This is a genomic window from Acidisoma silvae (assembly GCF_020618775.1).
Taxonomy (GTDB): domain Bacteria; phylum Pseudomonadota; class Alphaproteobacteria; order Acetobacterales; family Acetobacteraceae; genus Acidisoma; species Acidisoma silvae.
The window spans coordinates 1-15,497 of record NZ_JAESVB010000013.1 but is presented as its reverse complement, the minus strand read 5'-3'; the positions used below and the strand labels follow the sequence as shown (position 1 = coordinate 15,497).

At 56.9% G+C, this 15,497-nt stretch carries 14 protein-coding genes and 3 pseudogenes; 6 read left to right on the top strand and 11 right to left on the bottom strand.

Annotated features, from left to right (window positions below; genetic code table 11):
• Positions 1–29: 29 nt before the first annotated feature.
• The 4 genes and pseudogenes from ASILVAE211_RS19515 to ASILVAE211_RS19500 all read right to left on the bottom strand — a co-directional run.
• Positions 30–818: pseudogene (locus ASILVAE211_RS19515) on the bottom strand (IS630 family transposase); the annotation flags it as partial.
• Between the two features lie 24 nt (positions 819–842).
• Positions 843–1,085: a helix-turn-helix domain-containing protein gene (locus tag ASILVAE211_RS19510; RefSeq protein ID WP_227323037.1), complete on the bottom strand. Its 243-nt coding sequence runs from the start codon at positions 1,083–1,085 to the stop codon at positions 843–845.
• A 154-nt stretch (positions 1,086–1,239) separates the two neighbouring features.
• Complete coding sequence (locus ASILVAE211_RS19505; RefSeq protein ID WP_227323036.1) at positions 1,240–2,271, bottom strand: 2-dehydropantoate 2-reductase; 1,032 nt, start codon at positions 2,269–2,271, stop codon at positions 1,240–1,242.
• An 855-nt stretch (positions 2,272–3,126) separates the two neighbouring features.
• Positions 3,127–3,372 carry a hypothetical protein gene (locus ASILVAE211_RS19500; RefSeq protein ID WP_227323035.1) on the bottom strand — a complete coding sequence of 82 codons (246 nt, stop codon included), beginning with the start codon at positions 3,370–3,372 and terminating at the stop codon, positions 3,127–3,129.
• A 710-nt stretch (positions 3,373–4,082) separates the two neighbouring features.
• On the opposite strand from ASILVAE211_RS19500, the gene ASILVAE211_RS19495 reads away from it, so the two are divergent.
• A complete protein-coding gene (locus ASILVAE211_RS19495; protein WP_227323034.1) occupies positions 4,083–4,640 on the top strand; it encodes a MarR family winged helix-turn-helix transcriptional regulator in 558 nt (185 codons plus the stop codon).
• Between the two features lie 311 nt (positions 4,641–4,951).
• Here the strand turns inward: ASILVAE211_RS19495 and ASILVAE211_RS19490 are convergent, their stop codons facing one another.
• Positions 4,952–5,698, bottom strand: coding sequence for a helix-turn-helix domain-containing protein (locus ASILVAE211_RS19490; protein WP_227323033.1), 747 nt, complete (start codon positions 5,696–5,698; stop codon positions 4,952–4,954).
• A gap of 183 nt (positions 5,699–5,881) precedes the next feature.
• Between ASILVAE211_RS19490 and ASILVAE211_RS19485 the strand changes: the two genes are divergently transcribed.
• From ASILVAE211_RS19485 to ASILVAE211_RS19470, 4 genes are all read left to right on the top strand, one after another.
• Positions 5,882–6,505: a response regulator transcription factor gene (locus ASILVAE211_RS19485; protein WP_227323032.1), complete on the top strand. Its 624-nt coding sequence runs from the start codon at positions 5,882–5,884 to the stop codon at positions 6,503–6,505.
• Positions 6,506–6,558: 53 nt separating this feature from the next.
• Positions 6,559–8,091 carry a PAS domain-containing sensor histidine kinase gene (locus ASILVAE211_RS19480; protein ID WP_227323031.1) on the top strand — a complete coding sequence of 511 codons (1,533 nt, stop codon included), beginning with the start codon at positions 6,559–6,561 and terminating at the stop codon, positions 8,089–8,091.
• A gap of 60 nt (positions 8,092–8,151) precedes the next feature.
• A complete protein-coding gene (locus tag ASILVAE211_RS19475) occupies positions 8,152–8,574 on the top strand; it encodes a response regulator transcription factor (protein ID WP_227323030.1) in 423 nt (140 codons plus the stop codon).
• Between the two features lie 373 nt (positions 8,575–8,947).
• On the top strand, positions 8,948–9,577 hold the full coding sequence (locus ASILVAE211_RS19470; protein WP_227323029.1) for an MlaC/ttg2D family ABC transporter substrate-binding protein: 630 nt from the start codon (positions 8,948–8,950) through the stop codon (positions 9,575–9,577).
• Positions 9,578–9,796: 219 nt separating this feature from the next.
• Here ASILVAE211_RS19470 and ASILVAE211_RS19465 read toward each other — a convergent pair.
• From ASILVAE211_RS19465 to ASILVAE211_RS19440, 6 genes and pseudogenes are all read right to left on the bottom strand, one after another.
• A pseudogene (locus tag ASILVAE211_RS19465) lies at positions 9,797–10,939 on the bottom strand (ISNCY family transposase); the annotation flags it as partial.
• Between the two features lie 28 nt (positions 10,940–10,967).
• On the bottom strand, positions 10,968–11,396 hold the full coding sequence (locus ASILVAE211_RS19460) for an IS1595 family transposase (RefSeq protein ID WP_264478990.1): 429 nt from the start codon (positions 11,394–11,396) through the stop codon (positions 10,968–10,970).
• Complete coding sequence (locus tag ASILVAE211_RS19455; protein ID WP_227323028.1) at positions 11,363–11,911, bottom strand: transposase; 549 nt, start codon at positions 11,909–11,911, stop codon at positions 11,363–11,365. Before ASILVAE211_RS19455 ends, ASILVAE211_RS19460 begins: the two co-directional genes overlap by 34 nt.
• Positions 11,912–12,300: 389 nt before the next feature.
• Positions 12,301–12,744 (bottom strand): hypothetical protein, encoded by a 444-nt coding sequence (locus ASILVAE211_RS19450; RefSeq protein WP_227323027.1) that lies wholly within the window; start codon positions 12,742–12,744, stop codon positions 12,301–12,303.
• Between the two features lie 57 nt (positions 12,745–12,801).
• Positions 12,802–13,116 carry a DMT family transporter gene (locus ASILVAE211_RS26495; RefSeq protein WP_227323026.1) on the bottom strand — a complete coding sequence of 105 codons (315 nt, stop codon included), beginning with the start codon at positions 13,114–13,116 and terminating at the stop codon, positions 12,802–12,804.
• A 522-nt stretch (positions 13,117–13,638) separates the two neighbouring features.
• Positions 13,639–13,845: pseudogene (locus tag ASILVAE211_RS19440) on the bottom strand (IS6 family transposase); the annotation flags it as partial.
• 1,415 nt (positions 13,846–15,260) lie between these two features.
• On the opposite strand from ASILVAE211_RS19440, the gene ASILVAE211_RS19435 reads away from it, so the two are divergent.
• The coding region (locus ASILVAE211_RS19435; RefSeq protein WP_227323025.1) for a DUF3175 domain-containing protein at positions 15,261–15,497 on the top strand (237 nt) is incomplete at its 3' end.

Here is a 15,497-nt window from a genome sequence, read left to right as displayed (position 1 = left end):
GCAAGCTTTTCTGGAACCAAGGGAAGAACTTAGTTATTAACCTTCCCATAATAGTTGCCATCAAAGCCGGGCGTATAGCGTGGTCGGAGCATGGAAGAAGCTGCGCACCAACGCGGGTGCTTCTGCAACTGCCGCATTTGGGAAAGGACTGCCTGGCGCAGCTGAGTTGGCGAAGTGATCAGCTTCCGCCCCGTGCCGTGGGTTTTCAGATCGTTCCGTACCAACTCGTCCGGGTTCAAATCCGGCGAATAGGGTGGCAGGTGGAACAAGGCCAGCCGACCTTGTTGGGCCGCCACGAACTGGGTAACCGCTTTCGCGCGGTGTGTGGGGTGACCATCGACAATGACGAAGAGGGGAGCGGTTGCGTTGGCCAGCAATCGCTTGAGAAACTCGATAAACACGGCCCCGGTTACCCGGCCCTCGGTCAGCATGAAGCGAAGTTGCCCTTGAGCGCTGATCGCCGAGATCAGATTGACACCGAAGCGCGCGCCGGTGCTGGATACGATTGGCGTCTGGCCACGGGGCCCCCAGGTCGTGCCACTGTGGAAGTCGGAACGCACACCAGCCTCTTCGGCGAAGAAAATCTGCGCGCCTGCACGCTTCGCCTGCCTACGAATGTCGGGATATTCTGTTTCCAGCCACCGTTTCACTGTTTCCGGATTTTGCTGATAGGCGCGCCACAGAGAGCGCTGAGCACTCAGGCCTAACTGATGCAGCAAACGGGCGACGGAACTATGCCCCAATTTCACGCCAAAGCGCTCGGTGATCAGTGCTTGCACCATCGCGATCGTCCAAAGGGCAAACGGAAAGTTCAGCTGTAACGGGTTCTTGGTCGAAAGGGTCTAGTAAATCCAGCGCAGCGCACGCCCGTCAAGCTTGGGTGGGCGACCGCCACGCTTGTTGGCGTCGAGCTGATCCCACCCACCACGCCGATACAGCGCCAGCCAACGAAATAAAGTCCGAAGATTGACGCCCAACGCCGCAGCGACCTGCACCGGGCTTTCACCCGACTGTACCGCGGCAACGCCGCGCTTGCGCAGCTCCGTCAATATCGAATGATCCAGGGCACGACCGTCTCTCTTCATGCCCACAACTTTAGCAGATACCTGCGGTCATGGCATCTATTTTGGAAAGGTTGATAGTTGATCGCAGCTTTCGGGGTTTTGGTCTTGGAATGTCGCTCCTGAAAAGTCGGCGTTTGCTGCCATGAAGGGAAAGGGGGCCGCGACATTCCAGTAGTCATTCATTCCGAAGTGACATTGACGATGATTTCGGACTATCTGTGGGGTAAAGTCCCGCGGTTCTCGCGCGTTCCTGTATCAAGGATAGTACGGTGTCAATCAACGGTGTTCGCAATCCCGCAAGGCGGCCTAGCTCCTGAACGGACGTCACGAGTGCATCAATTTCCATCGACCGGCCGCGCTCGAGATCTTGGAGCATGGACATCTTATGCCCGATGACCAAGCCAGCAGCGGCTAAGCGCCGATCGGCCATTTCGTGCGGAATATGAATGCCATGCGCCTCGTTGACAGACTGAGTTTCAGCCATCATGGCTTTGCATAAAGTTAATAGGCCGGCTTCTGTCGTTATTCGATCAAGCGTTGCGTAGGTAAGAGCGCTAATCGGGTTGAAGCATACGTTTCCCCACAGCTTGAGCCAAACATTCCAGCGAATATTGTCACGAATTGGCGCGTCAAACCCAGCTTCGGACAATATCTTGCTTAGAACCCGGACGCGTTCGGACCGTGTCCCGTCAGGCTCTCCAAGCGTGAATCGATTGAACATAGTGTGCTTTATGATCCCTGGTGTAATGACCTCGCAGGCGGGATCGATGACACATCCGATGGCTCGCTCCGGACCAAGGATCGTCCACTGGCGTCCGCCGGCATCCACTGATTCGACAGGGAGACCGTCGAATGGACCGCCGGTCTTATAAAAGTACCACATGGAATCCAATGGAATCCCATTCACCGCGGCGACGATAGGTGTCTCTTTCCCCAGAAGCGGAAGAAATTGTGTCACGCTCGCATGCGCTTGATGGGCCTTAAGCGCGGAGATAACGAGATCCTGCGGACCAAACCGCCCTGAATTATCACTCGCTTCTATTTCAGCATGCTTTGTGACGTCACCCGTCAGTAATGTCAGGCCGTTTTGCTGGATCGCCGCAAGGTGCGCGCCACGGGCGATGACTGAAACGTTATGTCCTGCAAGGGACAGCTCCACCGCCAGGTAGCCACCGATCGCGCCAGCACCAAAAATACAGATTTTCATTCTGTTCCGGCCTTATGTTCGCAGTGAGCCATACATGTGTAACTGCTTGTGCTGAAGGGCCCGAGTGCTGATTATGCCCCGAACACTCGCGTGGATGAAAAACGGCTTCCCTATGCGGGATGAGCGTGTGATCGTATCGTCCTTTGAGGGAGACGTCGATGTGGGCCGCCATTGAATCGGCTGTCACTGCTCTTATGGTCATCCTGTGCGCTTGTACTGACACGGCGACTACCTTTCCCTTGAACGCGGAGGCCAAGCAGTTCGGACCGCTTAAGATTGAATTTATTCGAACGGGAATGGGAAGCGGGCCAGTCACAATTACGATGAGGAATGGAGAGATCCTGAAGGGTCGCTACCGTGTGGCCTTCAGGAATGGCGGATCCATTTTCGATGGTCAGTCAACCCCAACGCCAGCTACCACGGATGGGTCTGCTTGGTTTCTTGCCACTGGGCCGCACATCCAGATCGTTTGCCGGGGCCACAACAAGACGGTGGGGCATGGCAGCGGCGAGTGCCAAACCAGTGACGGTGCACTCTGGGCGATGATCTGGTAACGTCAGCGTTACAAAGAGAAAATGGAGACGACCATCGAATAGTGAGGCCAAGGCAGATCGTCCGGCATCAACTCGAGGTAACGAGGCAGGAATGGGCACTTCTGCTTGACCGCCCCCTCTTGATCAGTGTGGGACACGCGCTGTTGCCGCCTTTTACGCGTTCCTCCTTTGGGGCGTCTCCAGACGTCCTCTTGGAAGTTTCTCGGGATTTGTTCCGTCGGCTCGTCCTGGTCGGACAGAGCGCCTGTCGTCATATTGAGCAAAGCCCAGGCGAGCGGGGTCAGTAAGTTTACATTTGCCGTTAAAGCTTTCTCATCTCTTCCGCCAGGAATGCGAGAGCCTTGGCCACAAGGGCACCCTTCGGAAAACCAGACGCCCTGCTCGATCCTGCGAGCCGCACGATCACAGCCGTTGCTATCGCCTTCGCGTCTCCGCGATAGGCCTGGAGCACACGATCGGTCGGAGGGCCACCGTCGAGCGTTGCCATGGCTTGGGCTGCTGCCTCGACAAGCTCACAAGCGAGTCGCTTGTTGTCCATCACGTTCATGGCTTGCACCGTCTTCCCTAGGATCATCGGAGATTTGTCAGACTAATCGGCAGACCGAAGCCGGGCACCTTTGGAACGGTCGTTACGGTTTAGATAGCAAATGTCCTCGCGAACATGCATGGAAGAGGTTTCGTTGATCAATCCTGTCTGCTCTGAGGTCGGATACTGCCGATCGACCAACAGGTTCGGTTGCAGCGAGAGATCGGCACCCAGATCCCCTTTGTTGGTTTTTCGGCGTGCGGCCGTTCGGGAGCGTCGCAGCTGAACCGCCTGGAGATGATGGCACGAGCAGCTAGGAAGTGCGACACCCCGCCACATAGAAATGACGGAAGGAATTTGCCGTTTGTGTCGTTGAGTTGGCCTAAGTGAGTTTGGACGAGCTACTCGGATGGAGGTTTTCGTGGGACCTGCTGCTCGAGCAGCAGGTCCGTTGCTGCACACTACTCTGCGACCACCGAAGCGCGAGGGCATCAGGAGGATGGCGTCCCGTATAGGCGATGTCTTTGCAGGAGATAGCCGGCGCGCACCTCGGACGAGGCTGATGGGGTGGGCTGTAGCCCAGATGTCGGGAATGGACGTCCCGAGTGCCATAATTTTGCCGTGAGGCGCAAGGATGTGAAAGCAATTCGGAGCTTGAACTGCCAAGTCCAAGGCCGATGTCACCCAAACACATCCGTTTGGGATAAACGAAAGCGTGAAGGATTAGGCCCGTGGCGGTTCTCAAAGTTTCTAAAGCAAAGCATCATGCGCCATCGCAAGGTGATGGAACATCGGTCTCCAGCAAGGCGGGAACGGGTCCGGTCATTTCCGCGGACCGTTACGTGCCGGGTCTGCTTCGAGCCGTCGCGAACAAGTTGGAAGGGGGAACATCCCGTTTTCTCCGTATGCACTATGGCATCGGCTTGAGCGAGTGGTACATGCTGGCGGCGCTCGCCGCGGCCCCTGGGATCTCATCGCCTGAGATTGCCAAGGCGGCCGGGCTCGACAAGGCGGCGATTAGTCGCGGATTGACGCGGATGGAAGAGCAGAAGCTTGTGGCTTCGCGGAATGGCAGCGGCCGTTCACGCGTGACATCCCTGACCGTTAAGGGACGTCGCTTGTATGATCGTATCGCGGAGGTCGCCTTGGTCCGTGAAGAACAGCTTCTCTCGCAGTTCTCTGTTAAGGACGTCGATAGCCTGATCAGCCTTCTGACGGCCCTCGCGCGGTCGACGGCCAGTTTGAAGGACACGGTGCCGAAATTGCCTTCTCGTAAGAAAGTCACCTGAAGACGACGCTCCTGCCTAACCGCAGGGGGGACCGTTCGAGGCGCGCTCGAACCTGTGCGGCGGGGCTGGTTGGTCGAGCATAAGCATAAGGACAGTCGGTTTTCGGCTGACTATGCAGATGCGTTCGCTGAGGGCACAATCGCATAGATCATCTGAAATAGGACAGAACGCGCGTCCTTGATGTTGATAATTGCTCGACTTGCAGGATCTCTTGACAGAAAGGTCAGTGCTTTGTTCTCATCGGTCGTCGGTGAGCAAAAGGCGATTTTGCTGGGTAAGCGGGATTTTCCTTTAGCTATCGGTGCTTTAGGTCAGTGAAGGGTCTCTTTCGTCGCCAACAGCCGCCGATCAAGGATTGCGATCAACGATCCGTGGAGGCTGATGACATTCCGGCGCTTCAGGTCAGTCATGCAACGGGAAACGGTCTCGATTGTCAGACCGAGATAATCCGCAATGTCCCCACGGCACATCGGCAGCTTCACCGCTCCCTGCTCTGACGCATCCAGGCGCCCGCTCATCTCGAGAAGGAAGCCTGCGATTTTCTCTGCGGCCGTCATGCGGCCGAGGGCCACGAGGCGCCGGCGAGCGGCCTTGATCTGATAGCACAGGTGGTGGCGCAGATCTTGTTCAAAGGCTGCGTCTTCCCGCGTCAGAAGGTCAATCGTGCATAAGCGCACGCGACGAATAGTCGCGGCTGTCACCGCCTCGGCGGCGAACTCATGCTCGCCGCTGGCATCAAGCCCAAAGATGTCGCCCGGCAAAAGGAACTCGCTCACCTGGGAGCGTCCGTCCTCTAGACGCTGCAGTGTTCGCACACAGCCGTGGATCACCTCGAAACAGGAGTCTGCCCTGTCACCTTGGCCGACAATTTCTTGGCCCTTGGCGACCTCGACTGAGGAGCCGACGCCATCCAGTCGTCCCCTGAGATAACCGTTGTCGATCGGGGAGGCTGATTTAGCAATGCATGTCCCGCTAGAAGACAAAGGCATTGCTTCTTGATCGGCCTTGTGGCGGCCAGGGCTGTAAATGATCGTGGATGCGGGCAATGATGCAAACATTATGGGCTCCGAATGCTGCTGGCAGAAGGAGGATGCACTTGTGGGTCTTCGGGTAAAATTCGTTTGGTCGCGTACGTGAAATTACCTATGGTCTTCTCATTCTGATGATGCGACGCGGATGGCGCTCTGCCGCCCTCCGTAGATAAGACATCGGCTCATGCGGCGGATGTCACCGATGAGGTAATGATGGAAGTGGCGCAGACGGTCCATATCGTCGATGATGACGAAGGAGTCCGGCTCTCGATCGACTTCTTGTTGAAGTCGGAGGGCATGGCAACCGCGATCTATGCGAGTGCGCAACAACTGTTAAATGCTCCGTTATCCCCTGCCGGCTGCATTCTGACTGACTTTCGCATGCCCGGGATGACCGGCCTGGAGCTGCAAGCTCGGCTGGCGGAAGATGGCGTGCATCTTCCGGTCATCGTAATGACTGGATTTGGGGATGTATCCGCTGCGGTCCAAGCAATGAAGGCCGGGGCGCTCGATTTCATCGAAAAGCCCTTTGCCGACGATCAGCTATTGACGGCGTTGCAGCGGGCGCTGGAGGATAATCGGCGGGCGCTGGGCAGCGCCTGTATCACGAAAACGGCTGCCAACCTCATCGCAGCGCTCACCCCACGCGAGCGGGAGGTGCTCGGCCTTCTGTCGGAGGGGCGTTCGAATAAAGAGATGGCCCGTTTGCTGGGAACCAGCCCGCGGACGATTGACGTCCATCGCGCTCGCGTCCTGCGAAAGCTTAACGTGGAGACGCTCCCGGATCTGGTGCGACTGGTGCTGGCCGCCGGATCGTCAGGCCAGTCAAGCTGATCCCCCGACATTTTTATGCCTTGGCCGCGACCCGCCGATAGGAAAGGTATTGCATGCCGCGATTCGATGATCCGACAGCGCCGCGAGGGCCGATTGGAGATCACATTTGGCCATTTCTGGCAGCCATCGCCACGTCATCCAATGATGCGATCGTTGGCAAGGATCGGACAGGAAAGGTAACTTACTGGAATGCAGCCGCAGAGCGGTTGTTCGGCTATCCAGCCTCAGAGATCATCGGCCAGTCCATCCGCCGCATCATACCGCCGCATCGTATAGTTGAGGAGATGTCGATCCTGGACCGGGTCGGCCAAGGTGAGCATCTCGCCCATTTTGAGACCGAGCGGATCACCAAGGACGGTCGAACTATCCCTGTTTCGCTGACCCTTTCGCCGATCCTGGGACACGACCAGACAGTCATCGGCATTTCCGACATCGCCCGTGACCTAAGTGAGACGCAGCATTTCAATGGGGTTCTGCAGCAGAGGGAAGCGCTGCTAAGCACGATCCTCGATAGTAACCCAGATGGTCTGGTCGTTATCGACGAGAGCGGGATGATAGAATTCTTTAGCCGCGCCGCCGAGCGGATGTTCGGTTATGGGGCCGCGGAGGTCATCGGGCGCAATGTCTCGATGCTGATGCCGGAGCCATATGCCACAGCTCACGATGGTTACCTCAGGCGCTATCGGGATACAGGGCAGCGGCGGATCATCGGCATCGGCCGCGTAGTGGCCGGGCGGCGTAAGGACGGCACGACCTTTCCCATGGATCTGCAGATTGGGGAGGCGAATGTTCCGGGTAAACGTTGTTTTACAGGTTTTGTCCGCGATTTGACCGATCGCGAGGATCGCGACCGAAGGCTTGCCGAACTCCAGGCGGAACTGATGCACGTTGCGCGCCTCAGCGAACTCGGCCAGATGGCATCGGCACTTGCCCATGAGGTCAACCAGCCGCTTACCGCCGTCGCGAACTATCTGCGCGGCATGCGGCGACTGCTGGACGATAATTCGCACCCACTGTTACGCCAGGGCCTCGAAAAGGTTGCCGAACAGGCCGAGCGTGCGCGTGGTATCGTTGGGAGCCTCCGCCGACTGGTGAAGAAGGAGGAGCATCCCCGAACGGCGGAGGATCTAGAGGCATTGGTCATCGAGACGGCAGCTCTCGTGCTCGCGGGGAAGAACCGCCGCGTGGCGCTCTCCCTGGATATTGCGTCAGATGCACAGATTGCTTTCGTTGACCGGGTGCAAGTGCAGCAAGTCCTACTCAATCTCATGCGTAACGCAATTGAGGCGATGGAACGCTCCCCCGAACAGCGCCTCAAGGTGAGCGCCCAGGCCATCGGCGAACGGATAGAGATCGCCGTCACCGATACGGGACCTGGGCTGAGCGATGCGGTGCGCGCCCGTCTCTTCCAACCCTTCGTCACGACCAAGGCAGAGGGGCTGGGCGTCGGACTTTCGATCTGTCGCACAATTGTGGAAGCCCATGATGGGCAGCTGACCGTGGCGAGCGAAGCAGGAAAGGGCACAACCTTCCTCTTCAGTGTTCCCGTAAACCCACCCGCTCCCGCGTTCGACCTGCCCACTTGATCTTTTTGCCAGCCCGGACTGATCTAGATCAAAGCGCTTGGCTCGCGGAAGTTGTTGTAATTGAATACCCTCAATTCACTTTTCGCATTTCCACGGAAAACCAACAGGCTAATGGTCAGAGCAACAACAGGCAAGATCGCTGTGGTGGATGACGATGTCGCCGTGCTCGAATCCTACCAGTTCATGCTTGAACTCGCGGGCTTTCAGGTCGCGGCCTTTACGTCTGCGCTTGAATTTCTAGAGGCTACTGCTGCCCCGCCACGTTGCATGATTCTGGACCAGCATATGCCACTGATGACGGGGTTAGAACTTGCTCAGACGTTGCGAGAGCAGCAGAGCCAGATTCCGATCATGCTTATAACGGCTGTGCCAACGCCGGCCATTCGGGCACGGGCAGCCGAACTTGGCATCACCGAGGTTCTCGAAAAGCCCCCCAATGAGGAGGAGCTTCTACAATTTGTTACCGTCAGTTTAGAAAGCTAGACTAGTTGGTGAGAACGGATTAGGGCATTTGAGACAGGATTTTAGTAAACGATAGCTGTATCGAAGCATAGTGCGGAGTATTCAGGGCTGTTTGAGATCCCAGGTAGATTGCACACACTGAAAGCCGCGTGATAAAGATCGACTCTTTTCTAGGTGAGTCAGGTGGCAATCTCTGAAGCCGACCGACGAGGTCAAGGGCTGGGCGCACGATCGCTATGCGACTTTCAGGAGCCTGTACCACCAGCATCGTGAAGCCGCCATCCAGGCTGCCCGCGATGATAACCGCCATACGATTCCAGCTTGGTTCCCGCAGCCGGCGACGCCGGCCGCGCAGAACTAAAACCGGACCGCGCTTTTAGACTCGGAGACGAATATGCTCATCCGCCGCCGTGGAGTAATGACCTTCCTTGCTACTGCCATACTGCTCGTCAGCTCTGTGGGCCTGACCGTTCAGGCCCGGGCCGACGATGTGTCCGACGCGCGTGGCCTGATCCAAACGACGGCCTCGAAGCTCCTGGGCGTCATCAACTCGTCCCAGAGCGATGCGCAGAAACAGGTGCAGATGCAGCAGCTGGTGCGGGGCGCGGTGGACGTCGACGGGGTCGCCCGCTTCGTCCTCGGCCGCTACTGGCGTGTCGCGACCCCGGCGCAGCAGCAGGACTATATGCAGACCTTCCGCCAGCTGCTGGTCTATGCCGTCACTGGCCAGGCGAGCACCTTCCAGGGCGCGAAGTTCAACGTGGGCGAAGCCGCCCAGCGTGACGCTGGCATCGTCGTCGATACCGATGTGCTGGTTCCCGGCAAGCCGGAGGCGCAAGTGCAGTGGGTCGTGGCGACCGTTGGCGGTGAGCCGAAGATCATCGACATCATCGCTGAAGGCACAAGCCTGCGTTTGACGGAGCGCAACGATTACGCGGGCGTCATTTCCCAGCATGGTGGACAAATTGAGGCGCTGCTGGATGCCATGCATCATCAGCTGGCGCGCTTTCGATCTGGTTCCTGAGCAATGGCCTCTCCTGTGGCGCGGCGCTCTGGACCGGAAACGTATTGCCTCATCCAGCAATGCTCCCGAACGTTGAGCCGGCTGCCTCATGTAAATGTTCCCGAAGATTCGGCCCACGTCCATTCATTTGTCACCCGAATGTCGCCGGAGTGGGGGCTGCGTAGCGTAGCCATCGGCTGCGCGAAGCGAAGCAGCCCCCCACTCCGGCGCCGACAGCCGTCATAACGGAGCATCGACAGCTTCAATTGTCCGTTCAGATCCTGCGAAGGGACCGAACACCAACTCATGCGCTGTCGCTGCACGCCATATTTTGACGCGGCGCTGCACGGTGCGGATTAATCCGTCGGGGTACATGTTCGGGTATTCGGCTTGCATTCGTTCGAGCAACTCTCTCGATGTTCGCCACGGTTCAGCATCCCACCAGGTTTTGAGTTCTGCGCTGACTGCGAGAATAGGATCGGGGCGCCGGCGTTCACGCTTTGCTGCTGGTTTGACGAGCGCTGTGGGCCGGACCTCGCCACCACGCCAGGCGACGCGGAGCCCGTCAAGAAACGCTTCGAGGGGAATCGCCCCATTCTCGACCACAGCATCCCCAGGGGCTGTATCTGCAATGGCAACCAACTTCTCCTGAGCACGGCGAATGTCTCGCAGAAGAAGGACCGGATCCAGCGTCACGTAGAGAGCCTTCAGCCAACTGCGAGTCTTTTCTGAAGTGCGCTCGTCTGCAAGCAGCCGCTGATAAGGCGTCGCAGGGCGATGATATCGTTTGACCACCTTGGCGCCGTCCCGATGTTTTTCCTTCAACTTGAAGGACGGTTGAAAGAAATTTATGAACAGGCGCGTCAAAGCGTAAAGCCGCGCAAGTTCGCGGGTCGCTTTCAGGCCCTCAAACCGCCGATAACCGACCATTTTTCTAACGATCGCGCCGTTCTTTTGCTCAACAAAAGCCTGATCATTCTTCCTATATGATCGGCAGCGCGTCAGTTCTATTCCATCACGAAGGCAATAGTCTCGGACGGTCTCGTTCATAAAGACACTGTCGTTGACGGTATCGAAGCCCAACAGCGGAAATGGCAACAATTTTCGGAGCTCGGTCAGCGCTGTCGTCAATACGGTTTGCTCGCGCACCAGTAACGGCGCGCACTCCGTCCAACCGGTGGCGACATCGGTCAACACCAGCGTCTGCGTAAAGGCCCCTTTAGCAAACGGGCCCGAATGCGATACCAAATCGGCCTCGACAAACCCGGGCGCGGGGTTATCCCAATCAGAGAATGTACGGATCGGCACGCTGCGCCGGGTTGCCGTGGAGGCTTTACGCCGCCGCGGTCCCGTGGCGCTGATCCTGATATCTTTCAAGGCTCTTATTGGGTTCCGGGGTGGTGAAATTCCGTCAGGATACGATACCTGCGATGAGGGCGTTGAGCAGCGCTTTTCCGCGGCGGCGGGCGTTGTGAACGAATTGGAAGAAGCCGAGATAATGAGGGAGCTTTTCCTGGGAGATGCCGCGATGGGGACGGAGCCAAGAGCGTAACAGCGACCAGAACCCTTCGATTGTGTTGACGTGGACCTCACAGAAGCCATCGCCATCTTCGTCCCGGGCATATTCACCCCGTCCATGACAGACCGTCTTGTGCGGGTAACCCCATTGCTCGAGACGGCTGTAGATCGCATACTCATCGGTGTGAACGAGGGTGCCCGGTGCAATATCGTGACGGATGAGTGGTTCGATGGTGCGCTGCTGCACGTTTGACAGCATATGCAGGATCACCTGGCCGCCACGTTCGATCAAACCGAGGATGGGCGGCTTCTCCTTTTCCAGCGTGCCGCGTCCCGGCGCACCTGCCAGCCGTCTGCGGCGGCCACGGCGCCCCTTTTTGAGACTTGTCCAGGCTGCCCTTTGTGCCCGGCCACGACGTAGACTTCATCAATTTCGACTTTGCCGTGCAGCGTGGTCGTGGGCATATTTGCAACAAGTCCTCCACGTAGTTGTTCGGTCATCATATGTATGTCGGAGGTATTCACACCCAGCTCCGCTGCAATCTGCCGGTTCGACAAGTTCAACCCCATGAAATAGAGGCAGAGGACCCAAACGCGCAGCGGCTGATGTTGGCCAGCCAGAACCGTTCCCGTGAGATCGTCAAAACGTCTTGAGCATGTCTTGCATCGATACCGTTGCCGCTCCGGCTGGGTATCGTCATGGCCATCCCGGATGATGGCATCACCGTCGCAACCAGGACAGCGAATGCCTTCCGGCCAGCGATGCTCTCGAACGAGAGCAAAACATTTCCGGTCATCCAGTAGACCCGCCAAATTGACCAGTTCAGAGACAGCCATGTGATCCGTGATGCGCCCTCACTTATCCCACCCTCCGAGCCCTCGTACAAGCCTCCCGAGCCACCACCCCGGAACCCAATAAGAGCCTTGATTTCAAGGGAAGGAATTGGTGGAGCTATGAGGACTTGCACCTCAACCTCGTGCTAGGCACGGACGCGCTAATCGCGAGCCCCATTATGCAAACATTTATTGGATGGTCGCGTAGGTATTGTCTCAAGCAAATTAGCTGTGGACGTCCCTGTCCTAGTAATTCCTGCATATGCTCGATCAATTTTCCAGGTCGGAATGGTTTTGAACATACAGGCCAAGCTGGATGCTCGGGTGCCACAGCAGCGGCGCCACGCCAGACATCAAGAGAAATGGAACGTCTCGCGCCTCTAAGACCTCCGCTATCGGATAGAAGGCACCATCTCCCAATCTACATCCAGCGACGCCAGATCCATCTTCTGAACCCGGGGCGTCTCGATTATTTCAGTCAAGGTCGTGACCGGACCCATCATGGCGCAATGGGCATCGTCGAGAATGTTCTCGATCAGCCAACCAATCTGGATGTCGTATTCCACGACAAAGACATGGCGGGCAGCCAGCGGCAGCCCTCCATTTGTAAATCGGCCATAAACGCGGCCTTTCGCGACATTCCCCATCACCTTCAAACCCCGATCACGGATCCGGCAAATGACGAAATTGCGATCGAGAAAAACGGACAGAGCCGCCGCGCCGCATTGTAGGATGCCAAAGCGATTGAGCGAGACGTCCCGACCCTGCTCCGTCTCGCTGAAAGCAGCCTGGGTGACGCGCCACTGATCCAGGAACCGGCCGCCGGGCGCTGTCATCCGGCTACGCAATTGGTGAGTGGCAAGCTTGAAATGTCGATTAAGCGTGGTCACTGCCTAAAAAATCGACACTAACGTTACGCCACAAACGGCGAGCGCAGCGCCAACCAACCTAGGCCAGGTTAGATCTCGAACCGGCAAACCCATTACGCCGAATGCATCAAGGAAGAGGGACAGGATCACGGCAACGACTAGCACAGTGACGGTAAATCCGGCGGAACCGATTTTTTGTGTAACCGATGCTGCGGTTATCGTGAAAATGAGCTGACAAAGCCCACCGACGACGGCCCACCACGGCAATCCGCCAATTTTGCCGGCGATTGCTCCGAAGGATGTTCCGGTCAGTGCGGCACCGGCAGCACAGAAAATCAATCCGGCGATAGCTACGGCCTAAACAAGTATGGCCGCAGCGATCGGCTGGCCAAGAACTTTATTGGCCGCGGCATTAGCCGCTGACTGAATTGGGTTACTTATACCAAGGTCCATAGAGCGTGACTCAGGAGGCTTTCCAAAGGGCGGCTGACCTGATTCAACATGGCGAACGAAGGATGTCGCCATGCCTCCCTTGCCTCTGCGGGTTGATTATGACGCGAAGAAGACGCGGGCCGCTGCCCGCCAGACCAAGGATGGTCCCCAGGCCAGAAGGCTGTTGGCCGTGGCTGCGATTTACGATGGGGCGACAAGGTCGGAGGCTGCGGTGATCGGTGGCGTGACGCTGCAGATCGTTCGCGATTGGGTAGAGAAATTCAACACACATGGCCGGATGGGCTGATCGACCGGAAGGCTCCTGGGAAAGCACCGCTGCTCAACGACGACCACCGCAAGGCCTTGATTGGCATCATCGAGAGCGGCCCGACGCCTGCCATCCACGGTGTCGTTCGTTGGAGGTGGCCGGCGGCGACGTAGGTTGGCTGCAAAGCTCGAGCCGAACTTCCCACACCAACGCCGAAAACTTTCATAGGAGACGATGATACCGCGCTCAGCGAGGAGCAATTCGACGTCCCGAAAGCTCAGGCTGAATACATGATAGAGCCATACCGCGTGGCTGATGAGCTCCGCCGGGAAGCGGTGGCGATAGTGAGGGCTCGGTGGCTTCTTCATCTCCCTATCCTCACCGAGTTAACCGCAAACCACCAGTTAACGTGACAATGCCGCTGTCTGCTTTCTGTTCGCCTGGGACGCCCCACTGTCCCGGCACGGCGGATTGGTGGAGGATCAAACAGGCGCATCGAGGCAGAGATAGCTGATCATACAGACACAATGCCTCATACCATTAAGCAGATCAATCAACGCATAAGAACTGTCGCTCACCACGACGATCTGCAGATCCGACAGCCATCGCGCGAACTGCAGAAGGCCCTTCCGCGTCCGGTCCGTCAGCTTCTTGAGTGGACTGCCACGTTCGCGTGCGTAACGCTCGGAAGGGCATAGCAGTGTCAAAAACGGCAATCGCCAGGTCCGTCCGGTCAGTGGGACGGATGTGAGCGGCATGAAAACTTGCCCACGCAGGCCACTGGCTTCGACGAAATGTCTGCGTGAGGGGCGAACCGGTCACGATAAATTCCGTGTGCCGCGATCTGGCGGCCCTTTCATCGATCAAATGTGTCGTCCATCCCCGATGACCGGCCATCGAGAACAAAGACGGAAACTAGCCAAACGAACAGAGGCCGAGCGAGAGCACTTACGTTCCAGCGATTGCAGTTGAGAATCCGGTGGAACGATGAAAAGTCCTACGTAATCTGACAATCCCGTCGATCGTAACGCTAAACAGACAGTCCTGCGTCCAAAGAAAGAATTGCGCCGACATATGCACCAGTACACGGTGCCATGTCGGCGCTATGAAGTGAAAGCGTTACGGAACGGCGCAAGCTACGTCGCCACCTCCTCAGACCCGTCTGCGTTTCCTGGCGCCCGATCCCATCTCCCCGCGTCACAATCAGAACCACTCACCCCATGCCGAGAACATGGGGAATCCTGTCTAGATTTACGTTCCAGTCATCAGAAAAAGCAACAAACTCCAGCTTTATCCTTAGGGTTCAAATTCATCGGATGGCTCCACAAGCGTGTCCAATATCGCTTTCATCCCGATCCTGACAGACTCTAGCTGAGCATTCAGCCGAGAGACCTCGTAAAGTAAAGCAGTATTATCATCTTGGAGCGATTTCAGCTCTGGCTGCTGCGCCTCGGAAAGCTTGCGCTGTGGTTTTGGCATAAATTAATCCCCTTTACTTGCGCGCTTGGGTTTTCGACGTCCCCATAACGACAGCATCTCAGCAAATTTTGTCCACATCATATTGGTCCAACGTTGGAGAAATCGATCGCTGACCACAGTAAAATACCCCTTCAAGCCTCACGTGAGATAGCACCTCACGGTTAAGCTTCAACACAGAGAATGCGAAGAGATCGTTGTTTGCATCACTTCATCGATATAACGTTTTGATCAACGTCAAACTCTCTTGGAATTTGAGTGCCATCTTACCAATTAGCGGCCTTGTTAAACCTTGCGAGAGAGTGCGATGCACACGAGAACAGGCAAAAAATGGTCTAGCGATGTAACCGACCACAGTGATGCTCTCGATTTAAAAAAAGACATTTTTAAATCAGATAATCCGAAGAATATTGCACAGTCACTAAAAATTTCAGCACAACGCAGCCATCGACGCAAAGCTAATCCGTTTCGCTCCGCATTATCGATGCTGACATTTTATATCAATCGTGCTGGTACAAATTTGCCAGCCTCAAGACGTAAAACG

What these genes read in the sequence shown, in the direction of transcription:
- ASILVAE211_RS19510 (WP_227323037.1), bottom strand. Translation starts at nt 1,085, where the DNA reads ATGAAGAGAGACGGTCGTGCCCTGGATCATTCGATATTGACGGAGCTG.
- ASILVAE211_RS19505 (WP_227323036.1), bottom strand. Translation starts at nt 2,271, where the DNA reads ATGAAAATCTGTATTTTTGGTGCTGGCGCGATCGGTGGCTACCTGGCG.
- ASILVAE211_RS19500 (WP_227323035.1), bottom strand. Translation starts at nt 3,372, where the DNA reads ATGAACGTGATGGACAACAAGCGACTCGCTTGTGAGCTTGTCGAGGCA.
- ASILVAE211_RS19490 (WP_227323033.1), bottom strand. Translation starts at nt 5,698, where the DNA reads ATGTTTGCATCATTGCCCGCATCCACGATCATTTACAGCCCTGGCCGC.
- ASILVAE211_RS19485 (WP_227323032.1), top strand. Translation starts at nt 5,882, where the DNA reads ATGATGGAAGTGGCGCAGACGGTCCATATCGTCGATGATGACGAAGGA.
- ASILVAE211_RS19480 (WP_227323031.1), top strand. Translation starts at nt 6,559, where the DNA reads ATGCCGCGATTCGATGATCCGACAGCGCCGCGAGGGCCGATTGGAGAT.
- ASILVAE211_RS19470 (WP_227323029.1), top strand. Translation starts at nt 8,948, where the DNA reads ATGCTCATCCGCCGCCGTGGAGTAATGACCTTCCTTGCTACTGCCATA.
- ASILVAE211_RS19455 (WP_227323028.1), bottom strand. Translation starts at nt 11,911, where the DNA reads ATGGCTGTCTCTGAACTGGTCAATTTGGCGGGTCTACTGGATGACCGG.
- ASILVAE211_RS19450 (WP_227323027.1), bottom strand. Translation starts at nt 12,744, where the DNA reads ATGACAGCGCCCGGCGGCCGGTTCCTGGATCAGTGGCGCGTCACCCAG.